The organism is Brochothrix thermosphacta DSM 20171 = FSL F6-1036, assembly GCF_036884295.1.
Lineage (GTDB): Bacteria > Bacillota > Bacilli > Lactobacillales > Listeriaceae > Brochothrix > Brochothrix thermosphacta.
In genome coordinates, this window is record NZ_CP145608.1 from 1984036 (window position 1) to 2000833 (window position 16798).

Here is a 16798-nt window from a genome sequence, read left to right on the forward strand (position 1 = left end):
CTTCCTCTCTTTTTAAATCGTAATGATTACGTTTTAAATACTAACATGCGTATTATTCGCTGTCAACATAACCTATATAACGGCATATTTTAATATAAAAAAAGGAAAACACACTTCGTGTTTTCCTTTTTCTTATAATTCTGCAATATGGCCACCATCAAAGAAATATAAATATTTCGCTACGACTGGTCGTGCGCTTGCTGCTTCAATCGCTTCTGCATATAGGTTAATCTGCACTTCATACTTCTTACGGTACGATTCTGAGACTTTTTCCCATTCACCAATAATGCGATCTGTTTTGTAGTCAATGATGATTAAACCATCTTCAGTTTCGACTAAACAATCCACAATCCCTTGGACAATTGTTTGTTCAGCTGTTTCCGTTTCATAAATTTCTTTTGCATTTATTAGATACATAAACGGTACTTCACGTCGTGTTTTATTCGTCAGTGTAAGTTCACCTAAAAACGTTTCAAAGAAGTGTACAACACGTGGAACATTAATGACATCGGCCTCTTCTTGCTTCATGGTTTTTTTCAAAACCAAATCAGTCAATAACGCTTGAACGCTTAACGAAGTTGGTTTTTCAGTTAAGGGTACTTGCTGCATCACACTGTGCATCGCTGTCCCTATTTCATTCGCCTTCATTTTCTTGGTTTGTAAGAACCGAGGACGCTCTAATGAAATCGGTGCTATTTGCTCACTATACGTAGTAATACCTGCCATTTCACGCTCAGCCATTAATCGCTTAACTTCGGTCACACTTGTTTTTGATGGTATTCTGGTCGCTGCCTGAGCTTCGTATTGATACGTTAACAACTCAGATACCGCTGGGCTAATTGTGACATCTTTTAACGGTGACATTGAATGCGTGGCTTCTAACCATTCATTCCCAGCTGATTCTTTGATTTCCCGCTCTTTCATTAAGGTCGTATAAGTTGTCCATTTAATAGTAGGAGCATGTTCGAAGCTACATTGATGTCCTCCTGAATAATCTGGAAACTGTTCAGTAAAACTAGTATCGCGGCTGAAAGCAAACCCTATCCAGTCTAAATAGCTGGTTGCTGAAGCACGCATAAATTCTGGCAAAACAACTTCAGAATATTGTCGAGCCGTTGCCCATTTTTCTATCGTTTTAGCTAATTTCTTAGCCGAACCAATTAATATTAATTTTTCTTTTGCTCGGGTTAATGCAACATATAAAATACGCATTTCTTCTGCTTGCAAAGCACGCATTTGTTTACTGCGAAAAGCATATTGTGCAATTGTAGGCTGTTTCGTTCGTGTATCTAAACGCACCAGATTTGAAGCGAAACCAAACTCTTTATCCACCAATTCAGAACTATTGATGTCTTGACGATTAAAGCCTTTTCCTAAACCAACAACAAATACAATTGGAAATTCAAGTCCTTTACTTTTATGAATTGTCATAATTCGAACGACATTATCATGTTCCCCAACAGCTTTAGCCGTTCCTAAATCTTTTCCTTTGATTTGTAATCTATCTATAAAGCGAATAAAGCGGAAGAGTCCTCTGAAAGATGTTTGTTCATATTGGTGCGCACGATCATACAAGGCTCGTAAATTAGCCTGTCTTTGTCGGCCACCAATCAAACCGCCAACATAATCATAATAATGTGATTCTTCATAAATTTGCCAAATTAAATCTGCTGTCGTTATTTGGTGTGCTTGTTGACGCCAATTTTCTAAACGTTCAATAAATAATTTCACTTTAGCTTGATACACACTTTCTTCACTAGCATCTACTAACAACGCATCATAATAATTCCCTTTTGTATCCGCTAATCGAATTTTAGCTAGCTCTTCTTCTGTCAAACCAACAATCGGTGAGCGTAAGACTGCTGCCAATGGAATATCTTGATAAGGATTGTCTATTACTTTCAAAACAGCCATCATCGTCATTACTTCGATTGATTCAAAATAGCCACTATTGGTAGTTGCATAAATTGGCAGTTCATATTTTTGGAATGTACGTTCATATATATCCGCTTGAGTCATTGATCGTGCTAGGATGACAATATCATCATACCTAATTGAACGGTACGTCTGCTTTTTCAAATCAAATATCTCATGTTCATTAGCAATCATCTCTTTAATCCTTTGAGCAACGATATCCGCTTCTTTTTCATGATTGGTACCCAAATACATTGATTCTTCTAATTCTGTTGCTTCATAATCACCTTCAATCAAAACAATTTCAGTTGCGATATCGTCATCAGCACGCGGTTTATAATTTGCACCACGTTTTAATTCAGCTGCTTCGTCATAAGCAATTTCACCAAATGTTTCATCCATTATTTGTGAGAATAAAGCATTCGTGGAATCTATTATGTTTTCGCGGCTACGGAAATTTTGTGATAAATCAATACGATAACCACTTGTGTCCGGATCTACGGGATAACGATTATATTTTTCTATAAATAGCTCAGGCTCTGCTAAACGAAAGCGATAAATCGATTGTTTAACATCCCCCACGATAAAGCGATTACCACCTTCACTTGTGCCCTCTGGCTTTGCAACCAAATAAAGTAACGTTTCTTGTACCTTGTTTGTATCTTGATATTCATCTGTATAAATCTCAGCATATTTTTGACGGTAGTTTTCAGCGATTTCTGTTGGTTCAAATTCACCTTGATCATTCACTGAACCCAAAAGTTCTAGTGCATAGTGTTCCAAATCACTAAAATCCAACACTGATCGAGCCTTTTTCTCAGTCTGGTAAGCTGACATAAATGTCTGCACAACTTCAGCTAATTTTTCAACTTGCGGGTGTAAAATTTCAAAATCAGCAATAAAACTAGCTGCTGAACGTTGACACCATTTTTCAAGCAATCCTTTGTGTTGTTTTTTAGTTGCATCACGCAAACTAATAATTTTTTTAATCGCATCATGGTCCACTTCATCTGTTTTTTTCGTCGCTGGCGCTCTACCAAATTTAACATCTGATAAAAGTGTTTGAAGTTCCGCAAAATTCTTCGTTTGGACATGTTCAATTAAGCTGTTTAAAACTAGCTGCTCAGTCTCTAAAAAAGCATACCATTTCTCTCCTACAACATGAGCCGCTGCAATTGTGAGTGCTTGTTGTAAATAAGCACGTGCTGCTTCCAAACTCGTAATAATATCACGTTTAATATAATTATAGTAAGGCAGACTATCAATTGTAGGGTAGCGTTCAGCATTATAGGTATCAGTCAGTTGATTAAGCCATCGTTGTGGTTCTGGCTGAGCCAAAGCAATATTACTTAACTTTAGAATTAAATGGTACAGCTTTGTATCACTACGATCGCTCGTATAACTATCAATTAATTGATAAAAAGCCGCGTTCTCTTCACGTGCATATTCTTCTTCTAGCAACTGTTCAATTATTTCTTCCTTTAAAAGTGCACCTTCAATCTCATCGAGCAGCCTGAATGTTGGATCCAAATCTAAAAGGTAGTAATAATCACGAATTAAACGACTACAAAAACTGTGCATTGTAGATATAGAAGCGTGTTGTAATAGTTTTATTTGACGCTTTAAATCTTTACGTTCTGGTGATGCTTCAATCTCTTCTTCTAATGCTGCACCAATTCGTTGTTTCATCTCAGCTGCTGCTGCTTCAGTAAAAGTTACAATAAGCATCTCATCTATATCAATAGGTGTTGTTGGATGTTTAACGCGTTCAATTACACGATTAACTAAAACCGCTGTTTTTCCAGACCCTGCAGCAGCGGCAACTAGTGTTGATTGCCCTGTCGTGTGGATTGCACGCCATTGTGCTTCAGTCCATTGGGCTTCTGGAGGTTTGGGTGGTATATTATTTGTCATTTTGTTCAAGCTCCTCTCCCATTTTCTTAAGCACATCTGCTTGTTTGTCACTCTCAATTACACGGTAACTATTTTTATCATTCGCGACATCAAATTGACAAATAGAACGATAATCACAAAACTGACAAGGTGTTTTTGAATCCAATTGGTAAGGATTTATTGCCACATCACCTTGCAAAATAAGATTACCACCTTGTTGATATTGTTTTCGTACAAATCCTCGTAAAACATTAAATTCTTGCTCTGATAAAACCTTAGAACGGCTGCCAAAATCACCTGATTTCACATAATTGACTGGAATTGTAGTCGAAGTTTTACCCGGTTCAAGCGTTGTATCCATCATTTCTACAATGGCTTTATTATCAAGTACCCAGCCATCCATTTTAAACTCTTTTAGCATATCTTTTTCAATGTCTTCTTGTTTCAATTCTTGCTTATATTCAATAAAAGGATTATGCATATGGAAATACATCATCCCTGCAGCTTCAGCAGGTGCATTCACTAGTTTTGCAGCATTAGTTACAGCAATATCTAAATAAGTGAGCATTTGTAAAGCTATCCCATGATATACCTCAGTAAAATCAACTGCACGGTCACTTGATTTATAATCAATAATCCGCAAATAATTTTGCCCCTGATAATCAGCAACATCAATACGATCAATACGCCCTTGTAAAGAAATAGTTCCCTCTTTTAGCGGTAGTGTTAATGCAGGTATTACTTCTTCTTTTCCAAAACCGACTTCAAAATTAGAGGGACTAAATTTACTATTACGTGCTTGTTCATTTAAGGCTTGTGCTGCTTTTTCAATAATTGCTTGTAATTTATGTGAAATGTAGCCCATTTTGTTTGAGCTCAATAAAATTTCGTAATGATAGACTGGGCGTAAAACTGCAATTGCATCTTTTGCTAATTGACTAATATCATCGGCAGTCAAACTTCCCCATTCAATGCCATTCTCCTTTAGTCTTTGACTAATATCTTCCATTGCGCTATGGAAAATCTGTCCGATATCTACACTTTCCAAACGATATACTTCTCTTTCTCGTAACTTCAACCCGTGCGAGGCAAAGTGAGAAAAATGACAACCAAAAAATTTCTCCATGCGGCTAACACTTGCTGTAATATCATTATTAAATAAATCTTTCGCTGTTTTTGCTGCCAACGGTTGTGCGACATTTTCATAACTTAAACTAGTTAAAGCTTGTTTAGCAATGCTATAATATTCATTTTCTTTTATAGTAAACCAATTATAGACCTCTTGCCAAATAGGCGCGATGTGTCCACCTATTTTCAATTGTTGCATCTGTGCAATTAAATAATTCAGCGTTGCCTTTGGATGCCCAATGTAAGGAAATTGCTCAAATTCAGGCAACTCTGTCATATCAGAAAGATATGTTTGTTGATGTATTGGTGTTGTAAACATCTGCTGTAATCTTCTCAAGTAAGGAGATGCTAACAGACTGCGCCCCTCTTCATCAGCAATCGGGAAACTAATATAAAGCTGCTCTGTTGCAGAGGTTAATGCTCTATAGGCGTAAAAATCTTCTTGAGCTAATTGTTGACGCGCACTTAATTGAATCGGAAGTCCTGAATCTACTAATTTTTGACGATCGTCTTCTTTAAAGACACCTTTATCGCTTCCTCTTGTTGGGTAAACGCCATCATTAAAACCCAATACAAATGCAGCTTTAACATTAAGTACGCGAGACGTTTGAATATTAGCGACTGTAATTTGATCGATTGTCGGTGGTAAACCAGTAAATTCCATTTCTTCAAAACCAGAATCCAATACATCACGCAATTGAGTAATGCTCAGTTTTTCATCACCCATAACTTCTACAATCTCATCTAACAATTGTATGCTCGCCTTATACGCTTGTTCATGCATTTGCATTTGTTCAACAGTCCCTTTTGTTTGGGCTTCTGTTCGCCAACGATTTAGATGCTCGCTGACTTGTAATTCTTCCATATAATAAAACAACGCCGCAGCTTGTTCGCGGACATTTGTTGCTTGTTTCAATTGTTTATTTAAAGTTTGTAATGGCACCGTTAGCCATTTTCGAGTGGTATTTATTTGTTCTTGTTTTTCAAGTTCTAAGGTTGTTTGAATTGCTTCTTCCCCAGAAAATTGTGAGCGTCGATAAATCCATTCGTCTTGATCAAACCACTTTTTCCCATAATAGTTGCGTGCAAGGACATAATTCTCTAATTCATCTATCCGTTGACGCCCAACTTTTGGCATTACTTTTGGTGGCACAAATAGCTCCGTTCTAGCAATTTGGAACATCGTATCATAATTAAAGTTTTTTGTGATGGCTTCTAAGCTACCTCTCAATAATTCAATCAAGGGATGATTTGCCATCTTTTTAGCTTCATCGATAAAAAAAGGCAGTTCATGCATTTTAAATACCGCAGGTAAAAAGGTTGTGTAAGATGCCTCATTTCTAATAAAAACAGCAATATCCTTGTAACGGTAGTTATGATGCACAATTAATCGCCTAATCTCACGTGCAATTCCTTCAACCTCAGCACGACGATTATTGGCTGTTGTAACGTGTAATTGCTCATCATCAACGTGATGCTTTTCCGACTGTATTTCAAAATTTGCTTCGATAACTTTCAATTGTTCTTTTTGAAAGTTGTTTTCAAGATAAATATCAGCGTCTCTTTCAATCGAATGAACACGTGCTATTTCATTCATTTTTCGATATGTTTCTTTAGGTAATTGGAACAAATCTAAATCACTGACACTGTTTGTTGTATCATCTGGATTCATTGTAAAACTCATTGTCATTTTTTTACCAGCAATTAATAGTTGTTCTAATACACTGTATTCTTGGGGAGAAAACTCAAAAAAACCATCAATAAAGAAGCTGGCATTATCGAATTCTTTAAATTGTGGGATTGCCTCTACAAGCAACGATAAATAATCTTCTGTTTCAAGGTATTTATCTGCAGTTGCAGCTAGATAGTGTTGATATATCTTATCGATATCTGTAATTTTATCTTTTAAATCAATACTTAGTGGTAATTGATTTTCTTTGACAGCTTGAATGACTTCTGGGGTCACTTCATATTGCTTAAACTCTCTAAAAGTATCATGTAATTGCGAAATAAAACCTTTTTTTAAGGCTGATTTACTAAAGACAGATAAATCTGAAGCACGCGTCATTAAAAGTTTTCTTATCAGCATATTTAAACCATTACTCGATAGGTATGTTTGTGCTAATCCTCCTGTTTCACGACAGACACGCCATGCTAAACGGTTCATACTATAAACCTGCACATTTAGTAAGCCTTTTACTTTAGGATGCACTAACAACGCATGTTCTATTTGGTAAGTCATTTGATCTGGCGCAATAATAAAGATATTTTCATCTGGATGAGCATTCGTTCTCGCGATAATTTGTTCAATCATCCACGTTGTTTTACCACTACCGCTTCTTCCAATTATGCATTCTAAACTCACACTGAGTCACCTCTTTTTATCTAATAGGTTAATTTTATCATATCCTATCACTATCACGAACATAAAATGGTTATCTACTTTTAAAGACACAAAAATAGTGTAAGTTCTGCTTAAAAACATCAGAACTTACACTATCTTTTTTGTTCGTTCACCTTTTAATTCCCCCTTTAACTAATTGTTAATTCTGCAGCTTCAAGGCTTGCAAGCTCTTTGGATAACGCTTGAAATAAAGTGCTTTCGTGCTGATCAAGAGCAGCATCAATTTTTTCTTTAAGATTTGAGATACGATAATCTAAGAGGCACGACTCGAACAGTGCTTCTACTGAACGATTGAATGGAAAGTTACCATTCATCGTATTCTCTCGTTGTTGTGCTAAGAAAGACGCGTTGAATTTGTTTTCCATGTTAATCACTCCTAACATTTTATTTTATTATAAGCGACTTCTTTTCAAATTACAAGTATATTGTCAGAAAATTGAATAAACTCTCTTTTTAAACAGTTATACCTGTTACTCTATTGCTTATTTAACCTATGATACTCTTATAGAGTTACATTTTGTGTAAAAATAAGAAAGTAGGGATAATATGACGCTCATTTTGAATGATTATGAAATAAATGCCAGTACGATGTTAATCAAACCATTAATAATATCAAAGTATGATTGTCATTCCATTGTACTCGACTCTGAAGGATCACAAGAAATCGCACTAAATCCCGTGAAACTTATTTCTGATGGTTGTAAATTTTTCGGATCAAGTTTGGAAGGTCGGAAAACCGCAACAAAACACCTTATCGGTTTTACACACAAAGCACCTATTATGATAGACAGCCTCTCTTATATCTTTACTTTTCCCACAACTAGTCCAAAAAGAAAAAACGATTGTATTTGGGTGTTTACTCAACATTTATCACGCTATCATAAGGCACCTCATTCACGTACTCATCTTATATTTCATAATGGCTTTGAAATTACCCTAGATATTTCCTTTGATAGTTTTTCAAACCAATTAGCAAGAACCTCGTTACTCCATATGAAATTATTGGGTAACTTCGATAAAGCTAAACGAAAAAATCTTTATTTAACTGGCAATACACCGCCAAGTTTACGAGCCGCTGAATCCACACCGCATTATAACTATGATCAAAATAATAATATCCCGATGAATCATTCATTATTAAATAGAACAAGAGATGATACTTTCACAGACGACACTCCTAAACTCTAGCTGAAAAAAATATTACTTTAAAAATACCCTCCTACTTTATAGATACCCTACTTTTAGAAAAATAAAAAAATTAGCTATATCAAACATTTTAAAAATGCTATAGTAGAGCTAGTTACAACTTAAGGGGGTTTTTCACATGACAAAAATTGATTTAGAACAACTGATTAAAACACGCCGTACAATCTCTGATTTTGATGCAACACCTATCGCTGCTGAGACTGTACAAGCCTTATTAGAAACAGCTATTTGGGTACCTAATCATCGCTTGACTCAACCTTGGCGATTTGAATATTATACCGGCCCAGCAATTGCAAAAGTTGCTACCGCTGCTTTTCCTGAACAATCTGGGAAAAAGTATGACAAACTAAACGCTTTACCTGGTACTTTACTTGTTATCAATAGCATTCATGAAGATGCTGGTGTTGATGGTGAAAACACGGAAGCAACAGCGGCATTGATTCAAACATTTTCATTGTTAGCTTGGGCTCAAAACATTGGTACTGCATGGAAAACACCAGGATATATTAACAAACCTGAGTTCAAAGCTGCACTCAATGTAGCAGAAAATGAGCGCGTGATTGCAATGGTTCATCTTGGCACACCATCAGGTGAAATTAAAGCTGGTCGTGAACGAGAAGCTGCTGCCAATCGTTTCACTGTTATCTCAGAATAAGCTATTTTTTAAACTGATGAGTTTTCTCATCAGTTTTTTCATATAAAAAAAGCCCTACAAAGGGCTTTTTAATATCATCTTACTATTTTTTTTAATAGATTAATTCTAGGAATTCTTCCAATGTTATTTGACCAAAATAATGTTTAATTGGTAAACTTTCAATTGCAGATTTAATAGCTTCACGTTCGTACTTCACATTAATTAAACGTTCTTCAATATCCTTCACATCACCCACACCAAAAAAATCACCGAAGATTTTAGCGTCAACAATATGCCCTTTCATGACATTCAATCGAATATCAATTGAACCAATTGGGAAACGTTTTGTCAGTTCGATATCGAATTTAGGCGATTTGCCATAATTCCAATCCCAGTTAGCATAACGTCGTTTTGAAATAGCTTTGATTTCTGCCCAATCTTCTTCTGTCAAAACATACTCGTTAACATCTTCAATTTTTTCAACATCAAAAATAGATAATAATAATTTTTGTTTAAACTCTTCAGTAGTCATTTTCTCACTCATAAATTCTGAGATGTTTGCTACACGACTACGAATTGATTTGATACCTTTTGATTCAATTTTTTCTTTACGCACTTTTAAAGAATTTACAACTTCATCAATATCACTATCAAACATTAAAGTACCATGTGAATACATTTTACCATGAGTAGCAAATTGTGCATTACCACTTACTTTTCGCTCGCCGACTACCATGTCATTACGACCTTTAAGCTCCGCGTTAACACCCATTTTTTTCAATGCCACAATGACAGGATCAAGGAATTTTTGATAGTTTGAAAAACTGTTACCATCATCTTTTGTTAGAAAACTAAAATTCAAGTTTCCAAAATCATGATAAACTGCACCACCACCTGATAAACGACGGACAATTTGAATACCATTCGCTTCTACATAATCAGTATTAATTTCTTCAATCGTATTTTGGTTACGCCCAATAATAATTGAAGGACGATTGATATAAAATAGTAAAAATGGTTCATCTACCTGTAAATTATTCAACACAAATTCTTCAATAGCAATATTAATTGATGGATCTGTGATACCTTTATTATCAATAAATAACATTTTTAATTGCTCCCTTCAAACTCCTAGTCAATTAACAGTATGACAAAGAACATCCTATTATTCAAGCATTAAACTAGAAAATATTTTCTTTTTTAATTGCGTATTTATGATAATTTTATGCTAAGATATAAACAAGCAAATGACCTCATGCTCTTTTAATGAAGTCACAGTTAGAGGAGGAAAAACAATGACATCTTACTATGTTACTCATGGAACAGCCGATTTTTTATCTAAATATTATATTCAACACCGCAGAGATGGACTATTTTACTTACATGGTCAGCACGAAACAATGTTGCTAGACAATACTGGTAGCAAGAAATCACCTTTTGTAGGCGGTACAACCTACGATATTATTTCAACATATGGGCAACTAAATATTCATGATTCTGTTGATTCATATATTTTTTCATTATCGTCAGAAGATGAACTATTTTTACAAGAGCTTGTACGTCGTATCGTTTCAAACACACCAGAAGGACTGACTTATCTTGCTTTTGGAAAACGACACCATCAAACACCATTCTCACTCATTCTTGGTTGGGAAAATTCTCAAGCACGTGTGGCCTTTAAAAAAGCAGACTACTATCACAAACTAGAAAAATTACTTTATGATACACCTGCTGGTCAACTTGATTATGGAATAATCACAAATTATAATGTTTCAAATCCAGAAATTCCTCACGAAAAAATATAATAAAAAGGCTCATTCCAACTTTTAGGAATGAGCCTTTTTTATTTAAATTAATTATCTCTAACTAAACTATTAATAGTTAAAATTCAAATCAAATTTGCTTTAAAAGCCTAAAACTAATTTCTTAATTTTACTCGGCACATAAACAAAGGTGAAAAATAAATAGAAAGCTACCAAAATAGCTATCATCCACGCTGCTGTATTTAGCGGGAAAACAATTGTTATAATCACTGCAAAAATGATGGCTTGAACTGCCATAATACCTCGCAACAAAGTAACAAAAGAAGAACGATATAACTTCATTGGTACTGGGTAAAGTTCTCTCATTGGATGATTTTCGTAAAGACGAATCATCGGTAACATTTGAAATCCTGTTAAATAACTAAATAACAAGACTAATAGAATTGCCATTGTTGCATTACTCATGAAATAAATAATAACCAAACCTATGAGAGTCAATCTTACAAACAAACCGCTGAACTCATCCGTACGAATAAAAGCACGTCGCCATAAGTAGCTATACGTATTTTTTTGAACAAGTGCGATACCTGAATAGCACCAGTTGAGCCATGCTCTTTTCTTAGTTGTATTTTTTAAATGTGGCACATCTGTAAACATATTTGCAAACCGGTAAAAGCGATTTAAACGTGCTTCTTCCTTAACAATTAATGTTTCCCATTTGATGTAATAGGGTTTACTCATTTTCATGGTCATCCACAAGATTAATAGTGTTAAAACGACACCAATCAGTAACGACCACCACTGCGGTATAACAAAAACAATACTTACAGCTACAATATTTCCCAACCATTGCATAAGAATACCTATTGTACGAATTGGTTGTTTATATACGTGCCACCACATTAAAACATTCCAGGCTTTTAATAAAATGAAATAAACTAATAGCATTAAAATATAACTTCCCGCAAATGGTTTCACCTGTTGATACATTGGCAATAAAACGATAAAAGCTACAATTACTAATGGTAATTGGAAAAAGAATGAAAATATAATTGATTTTTTAAAGTAGCTCGCCATTCTTGTTTCCATCACAGTTAAATAAACCGCATCTGCTGATTTAAGCAGCGTATTTACTTGAGTGAGCGATAGCACGAGTACTAAAACAACAATCATCACCCAATTAACAGGGAACGATGCATCCAATGTTTTAAGCCACTGGGAGTAATAAAAACCTAATGCGCCCACAACAAATACCATTACTAAAACTAAGTGATCGTTAAAAATATAACGAAGATATTTTGCTAAATCTTTAAAATAGTCCGCTAGGCGTGATTTCCATAGATTATTTGCCATAGTTCGCTTCTTCTTTCGTCAATTGAATATAAATATCATCTAATGAAGCTTCTGGCATATTAAAAACTTGTTGTAATTCGGCAAGTGTACCCGTAGCTCTTATTTCACCTTCATGGATAATAATAAATTTATCACAATATTTTTCAGCCGTTGCTAAGATGTGTGTCGACATTAAAATGCCGCAACCTTCATCTCTTTTATCTTGTAAAATTTGCAAGAGGTTTGTAATTGCTAACGGATCTAGACCTACAAATGGCTCATCTACAATATAAAGCTTAGGTTCTACTAAGAAAGCACATACTAACATTACTTTTTGTTTCATGCCTTTAGAAAAATGATTAGGAAACCAATTTAAGCGTTTCGTTAAACGGAACATTTCCAATAATGGTGTCATGCGCTCTTTAATTTCTGTTTCTGTTAAGTTGTATGCCATCCCAGTTAATTCAATATGTTCTTTTAATGTAAGTTCATCATAAAGAACAGGTGTTTCTGGAATAACTGCAAATTGTTGACGATATTCGTCTGCGCCGTCAATTAAGCGACGATTATTAATTTTAATTTCACCTTGCTGTTGTTGCATTAAGCCAATTATATGTTTGAGAGTTGTGCTTTTACCAGCACCATTCAATCCAATCAAACCAACGAGTTCACCAGCTTTCAATTCGAATGAAATATTTTTCAACACAGGGTATTTTGTATATCCACCCACTAAATTTTCAACTTCTAATAATGACATTTTCAACCCTTCCTTCATCTTTATTCTCTCTTATGATAACAAAAAAAATTATATAAAGACACAAACAACCTTTCGGTATAAAAACTGTTAGCTCCGCCTGTTTTGTGGTAATCTATAAATAAGATAACATTTAGAAAGGCGTGAGCAATTTGACACAAGAAGATACTATTTTCTCAAAAATCATCCGTAAAGAAATTCCATCCTATAAAGTATATGAAGATGAGCTTGTTTATGCTTTTCTTGATATCTCACAAGTAACTAAAGGGCATACACTCGTTGTTCCAAAGCAAGCGACAACAAATATTCTAACTGCCGATAGCGAAACTGCTAGTGCTGTATTTGCTAGAGTGCCAAAAATTGCTCGTGCAATTCAAGAGGCTTTTCCTGACGTCAAAGGAATGAACGTTCTAAGTAACGCAGAAGAAATCGCTTCTCAATCAGTGTTTCACTGGCATGTTCACCTCATTCCGCGTTATCATAAGAACAATGATGGTTTTGGTTTGAAATGGGAAGAACATGGTTCCGACTATTCTGCTAGTCAATTAGCAGACATTGCTCAAACTATTAACCAAACAATCAAATAAAATTTCATCAAAGGAGTGCTTTCATTATGAAAACAAAATCACTAATTTTAGGTTTAATTGTTGGGGCTGGTGCCTCAGCTGTTGCAACACTTTTACTTGCCCCAAAGTCAGGTAGAGAACTACGAGAAGATATTGCAGATAAATCAGTCAATGTCGGTGGTATGCTTAAAGAAGTTGCTTATAATGCAAATACACTTACCGAACAACTTAAAACATTTTCTACTGATAGCCTTGCTGCAGTTAAAGATGTTGTTGAAGATATCGAAGAAGTTGTTGGCAATTGGAATCAATCAATTGAACCCGACAAACAACGTTTAAAAGATGAACTAAAAGACCTTCAAAAAACTGTTAGTGAGTTAGAAAAAACAATCAAGCGTTAATAAAATTAATCACTCACTCATTCACTCAATACTATAATGGTAACTACAACTTTGACCTCGCATATAATTGTTGCGGGGTCTTTTATCCTCTTGCATTCGCCTCATTTTAAAGATAGAATATGTCAAGGAGATAGAAAGGGGATTTATCATGCACTGCGTTCATTCCATTCAACATGAACAGGAAGAAAATTTTTACCGTTTGTTTATTCTTTCATTTATTGTCTTTATTGCTACATTAAGCGTCGCTATCATCTGGCATCACTTAAGTCTCGGTAACAATTATACTTATCAATACCCATTAGTAGGCTTTTCGTATCTACTCCTACTTTATCCATTTCATAAAATGTGTCATTTCATAGTGTTACCTCATAAGAAAGATAGTTTCATTAGAATCAAACGTTATTTTGTTATCGTACCCTTTTTTGAAGTCAAATGTGATACACCTGTCAAAAAAAATTATTATCTACTATCTCTAATAACACCATTTATAGTTATTACACTCATCTGGTTGTTCGTTTATTTTCAATATGACTTGAAATCTGTCTATTGGTATTTATTATTAGCTATACATATGGCTATATGCACAACCGATATCTATTACTTTTTTAGTTACCTTAAATTCCCTAAAAATAGTTTTATAGAGGATTCAGAACGAGGTATAAAAGTATTGGTAGAGGATAATTTTGAAAAGATCCATTCATAAAAATTTCATACTTCTTTAATAGTATTTTAGTTTGTTTTTTATTACCTATATGATATGATATTTCATGTAGACTAAATTCATATTACCTAAGGAGAGTGCGGAACTCAATGAAAAAAAAAATCAATTTAATGATCGGAAGTATTATTGTACTTGTCATCGCAGTAGTAATTCTATCAGTTATGTTATTTACTAACAACGGTGGTACTGTTGTTAAAACGAAAAGCGGTAACGTATCACAAACAGAACTTTACGATTATCTGAAAGATACTGGTGGTGCAGCTGCAGTTGAATCACTTACTTTCAAAAAAATCCTCGAAGATAAATTCGGCGATAAAGTAAAACAAGCTGATCTTGATGCAAAAGTTAAAGAGTTAGAGAAACAATATGGTGGTAAAGATGCATTGTTATCAGCATTAACACAAAATGGTATCACTTCAATTGACGCTTACAAAGACACTTTACGTACGCAAGCACTTGTTAACGAAGCTGCACGTGAATATGTAAAACCTTCAACAAAAGAACTTAAAGAGTTTTATGATAAAACGTGGAACCCAGACTTTACAATTTCTAAAATTGCTGTAGCTGATAAAGCATCTGCTGAAAAAATCGCTAAAAAATTAAAAGATGGTGGCGATTTTGCTAAACTTGCTAAATCTGATTCACAAGATACAGCAACTGCACCTAACGGTGGTAAAGCTGAACCATTAAGCGTAACAGCTGCTGAAGCTGCATACGGCGACATGTTTAAAGATGTTTATAAATTAAAAGAAGGTGCTGTATCTGCACCAATCAAAACAAGTTCAGGTACGTATGAAATCATTAAGATGGATAAAAAACCAGCCAAAACTACTTTCGATAAAGACAAAAAAGCTGTAACAGAAGCATATTACGCAGCTAAAGTAACTTCTGATACTCAAGCAGCAGCATTGAAAAAATTATACAAATCATCTGATGTAACTGTAAAAGATAGTGCATTCAAAGATGTGTTTGCAGCTTACAAAGAAGACACTAAAAAAAGTAAATAACAACTAAAAAGCAGTAGCTTCGGCTACTGCTTTTTTTTACAAAAAAACCAATTTCCATCAATATTTTTTGATGAAAATTGGTTTTTACTATTTTTCAATTTGATTGAATTTAGGTTTATAGAATGAGCGGTTATCTAACCCGAAAATTCTTTCGCTATAAGAACCAGCATCTGTATGCTCTAATGCCTTCGATAACATGTTTAACGAAGCATCCATTTGATCAATCATATGGATTAATTCAGCTTCCATCACTAATGGTGGCTTAGGGCTTCCCCACTCGCCTTTTCCATGATGTGAGAGAATAATATGTTGTAATACCATTGTTTCTTCACTGTCAATTTGGAGCTCATCTACTGCCTTAGCAATTTCGTTAGATACAATTGAAATGTGTCCTAATAAATTACCTGTCACCGTATATGATGTTGATATAGGCCCACTTAATTCAATTACTTTACCTAAATCATGTAAAATAATACCTGAATATAATAAATCTGCATCTAAATCAGGATATTGTCCCTGGAGATGATCTGCAATATGAAGCATAGACAATACATGGTAAGACAATCCCGATACAAATTCATGGTGATGACGCATTGCCGCAGGATAGCTAAAATATTCTTTTTCATATTTTTTGACTAAAAAACGTGTCACACGTTGTAAATTCGGGTTCGTAATTGCAAAGATATATTGCATTATTTCCTGCTGAATATCGTCGCGTTTAATCGGCGCTGTTTTTAAAAATTCATCAGCAGACACATTGTCTAACGCTGTAGTTAATCTAAGACCTTTGATTTTCAATTGTTTTTGACCACGATAGTTTTGAATTTCACCAATCACACTCACAATACTTTCAGGTAGATACTTTTTCAAATCTTCATCTGAAACGTCCCAAAGTTTTCCCTCAATGGCACCTGATTTATCTTGAAATACAATTGATAAAAAAGGTTTTCCGTTTGTTGCAATCCCTTTTTGTGCACTTTTTATGAATGCATATGTTTCAACTGCTTCACTAATATCATATTCTAGCAATTTTTTTTGCATTTGTATCTCCTCTTTCATCACGATAATCTATACG

Annotated in this window: 14 protein-coding genes; 7 read left to right on the forward strand and 7 right to left on the reverse strand. The window is 34.6% G+C overall.

Annotated elements, in window-relative coordinates:
- Positions 1 to 132: 132 nt before the first annotated feature.
- The 3 genes from addA to V6S17_RS09950 all read right to left on the reverse strand — a co-directional run bounded on the left by addA (position 133) and on the right by V6S17_RS09950 (position 7704).
- Positions 133 to 3828: a helicase-exonuclease AddAB subunit AddA gene (gene addA / locus V6S17_RS09940; protein WP_029091588.1), complete on the reverse strand. Its 3696-nt coding sequence runs from the start codon at positions 3826 to 3828 to the stop codon at positions 133 to 135.
- On the reverse strand, positions 3818 to 7300 hold the full coding sequence (gene addB, locus V6S17_RS09945; protein WP_029091587.1) for a helicase-exonuclease AddAB subunit AddB: 3483 nt from the start codon (positions 7298 to 7300) through the stop codon (positions 3818 to 3820). Before addB ends, addA begins: the two co-directional genes overlap by 11 nt.
- A 167-nt stretch (positions 7301 to 7467) precedes the next feature.
- A complete protein-coding gene (locus V6S17_RS09950; RefSeq protein WP_029091586.1) occupies positions 7468 to 7704 on the reverse strand; it encodes an IDEAL domain-containing protein in 237 nt (78 codons plus the stop codon).
- A gap of 181 nt (positions 7705 to 7885) precedes the next feature.
- On the opposite strand from V6S17_RS09950, the gene V6S17_RS09955 reads away from it, so the two are divergent.
- Together V6S17_RS09955 and V6S17_RS09960 are read left to right on the forward strand one after the other, a co-directional pair.
- A complete protein-coding gene (locus V6S17_RS09955) occupies positions 7886 to 8527 on the forward strand; it encodes a competence protein ComK (RefSeq protein WP_051457121.1) in 642 nt (213 codons plus the stop codon).
- Positions 8528 to 8663: 136 nt separating this feature from the next.
- Positions 8664 to 9200: a nitroreductase family protein gene (locus V6S17_RS09960; protein WP_029091585.1), complete on the forward strand. Its 537-nt coding sequence runs from the start codon at positions 8664 to 8666 to the stop codon at positions 9198 to 9200.
- 91 nt (positions 9201 to 9291) lie between these two features.
- Here V6S17_RS09960 and V6S17_RS09965 read toward each other — a convergent pair whose 3' ends face one another.
- Entirely contained in the window at positions 9292 to 10287 is a 996-nt protein-coding gene (locus V6S17_RS09965; protein ID WP_029091584.1) for a lipoate--protein ligase, read from the reverse strand.
- Positions 10288 to 10474: 187 nt separating this feature from the next.
- On the opposite strand from V6S17_RS09965, the gene V6S17_RS09970 reads away from it, so the two are divergent.
- On the forward strand, positions 10475 to 10984 hold the full coding sequence (locus tag V6S17_RS09970; RefSeq protein WP_029091583.1) for a hypothetical protein: 510 nt from the start codon (positions 10475 to 10477) through the stop codon (positions 10982 to 10984).
- A 99-nt stretch (positions 10985 to 11083) separates the two neighbouring features.
- Here V6S17_RS09970 and V6S17_RS09975 read toward each other — a convergent pair whose 3' ends face one another.
- Positions 11084 to 12295: an ABC transporter permease gene (locus tag V6S17_RS09975; RefSeq protein ID WP_051457120.1), complete on the reverse strand. Its 1212-nt coding sequence runs from the start codon at positions 12293 to 12295 to the stop codon at positions 11084 to 11086.
- On the reverse strand, positions 12285 to 13031 hold the full coding sequence (locus V6S17_RS09980; protein WP_029091582.1) for an ABC transporter ATP-binding protein: 747 nt from the start codon (positions 13029 to 13031) through the stop codon (positions 12285 to 12287). The genes V6S17_RS09975 and V6S17_RS09980 overlap by 11 nt, the downstream gene beginning before the upstream one ends.
- 149 nt (positions 13032 to 13180) lie before the next feature.
- Between V6S17_RS09980 and V6S17_RS09985 the strand changes: the two genes are divergently transcribed.
- From V6S17_RS09985 to V6S17_RS09995, 4 genes are all read left to right on the forward strand, one after another.
- The gene (locus V6S17_RS09985) at positions 13181 to 13615 is read left to right on the forward strand and encodes an HIT family protein (protein ID WP_036027328.1); all 435 of its coding nucleotides are present in this window, start codon (positions 13181 to 13183) and stop codon (positions 13613 to 13615) included.
- Between the two features lie 26 nt (positions 13616 to 13641).
- Positions 13642 to 13995 (forward strand): YtxH domain-containing protein, encoded by a 354-nt coding sequence (locus V6S17_RS09990; protein ID WP_029091580.1) that lies wholly within the window; start codon positions 13642 to 13644, stop codon positions 13993 to 13995.
- A 148-nt stretch (positions 13996 to 14143) separates the two neighbouring features.
- Positions 14144 to 14698, forward strand: a complete 555-nt coding sequence (locus tag V6S17_RS12705; protein ID WP_029091579.1) for a DUF3267 domain-containing protein — start codon at positions 14144 to 14146, stop codon at positions 14696 to 14698.
- 107 nt (positions 14699 to 14805) lie between these two features.
- Complete coding sequence (locus V6S17_RS09995; protein ID WP_029091578.1) at positions 14806 to 15723, forward strand: peptidylprolyl isomerase; 918 nt, start codon at positions 14806 to 14808, stop codon at positions 15721 to 15723.
- An 87-nt stretch (positions 15724 to 15810) separates the two neighbouring features.
- On the opposite strand, the gene yhaM is transcribed toward V6S17_RS09995, so the two are convergent.
- Positions 15811 to 16764: a 3'-5' exoribonuclease YhaM gene (yhaM, locus tag V6S17_RS10000; RefSeq protein ID WP_029091577.1), complete on the reverse strand. Its 954-nt coding sequence runs from the start codon at positions 16762 to 16764 to the stop codon at positions 15811 to 15813.
- Positions 16765 to 16798 lie beyond the last annotated feature (34 nt).

What these genes read in the sequence shown, in the direction of transcription:
- V6S17_RS09960 (WP_029091585.1), top strand. Translation starts at nt 8,664, where the DNA reads ATGACAAAAATTGATTTAGAACAACTGATTAAAACACGCCGTACAATC.
- V6S17_RS09990 (WP_029091580.1), top strand. Translation starts at nt 13,642, where the DNA reads ATGAAAACAAAATCACTAATTTTAGGTTTAATTGTTGGGGCTGGTGCC.
- V6S17_RS09970 (WP_029091583.1), top strand. Translation starts at nt 10,475, where the DNA reads ATGACATCTTACTATGTTACTCATGGAACAGCCGATTTTTTATCTAAA.
- yhaM (WP_029091577.1), bottom strand. Translation starts at nt 16,764, where the DNA reads ATGCAAAAAAAATTGCTAGAATATGATATTAGTGAAGCAGTTGAAACA.
- V6S17_RS09975 (WP_051457120.1), bottom strand. Translation starts at nt 12,295, where the DNA reads ATGGCAAATAATCTATGGAAATCACGCCTAGCGGACTATTTTAAAGAT.
- V6S17_RS09950 (WP_029091586.1), bottom strand. Translation starts at nt 7,704, where the DNA reads ATGGAAAACAAATTCAACGCGTCTTTCTTAGCACAACAACGAGAGAAT.
- V6S17_RS09995 (WP_029091578.1), top strand. Translation starts at nt 14,806, where the DNA reads ATGAAAAAAAAAATCAATTTAATGATCGGAAGTATTATTGTACTTGTC.
- addA (WP_029091588.1), bottom strand. Translation starts at nt 3,828, where the DNA reads ATGACAAATAATATACCACCCAAACCTCCAGAAGCCCAATGGACTGAA.
- V6S17_RS09965 (WP_029091584.1), bottom strand. Translation starts at nt 10,287, where the DNA reads ATGTTATTTATTGATAATAAAGGTATCACAGATCCATCAATTAATATT.
- V6S17_RS09980 (WP_029091582.1), bottom strand. Translation starts at nt 13,031, where the DNA reads ATGTCATTATTAGAAGTTGAAAATTTAGTGGGTGGATATACAAAATAC.
- V6S17_RS09955 (WP_051457121.1), top strand. Translation starts at nt 7,886, where the DNA reads ATGACGCTCATTTTGAATGATTATGAAATAAATGCCAGTACGATGTTA.
- V6S17_RS12705 (WP_029091579.1), top strand. Translation starts at nt 14,144, where the DNA reads ATGCACTGCGTTCATTCCATTCAACATGAACAGGAAGAAAATTTTTAC.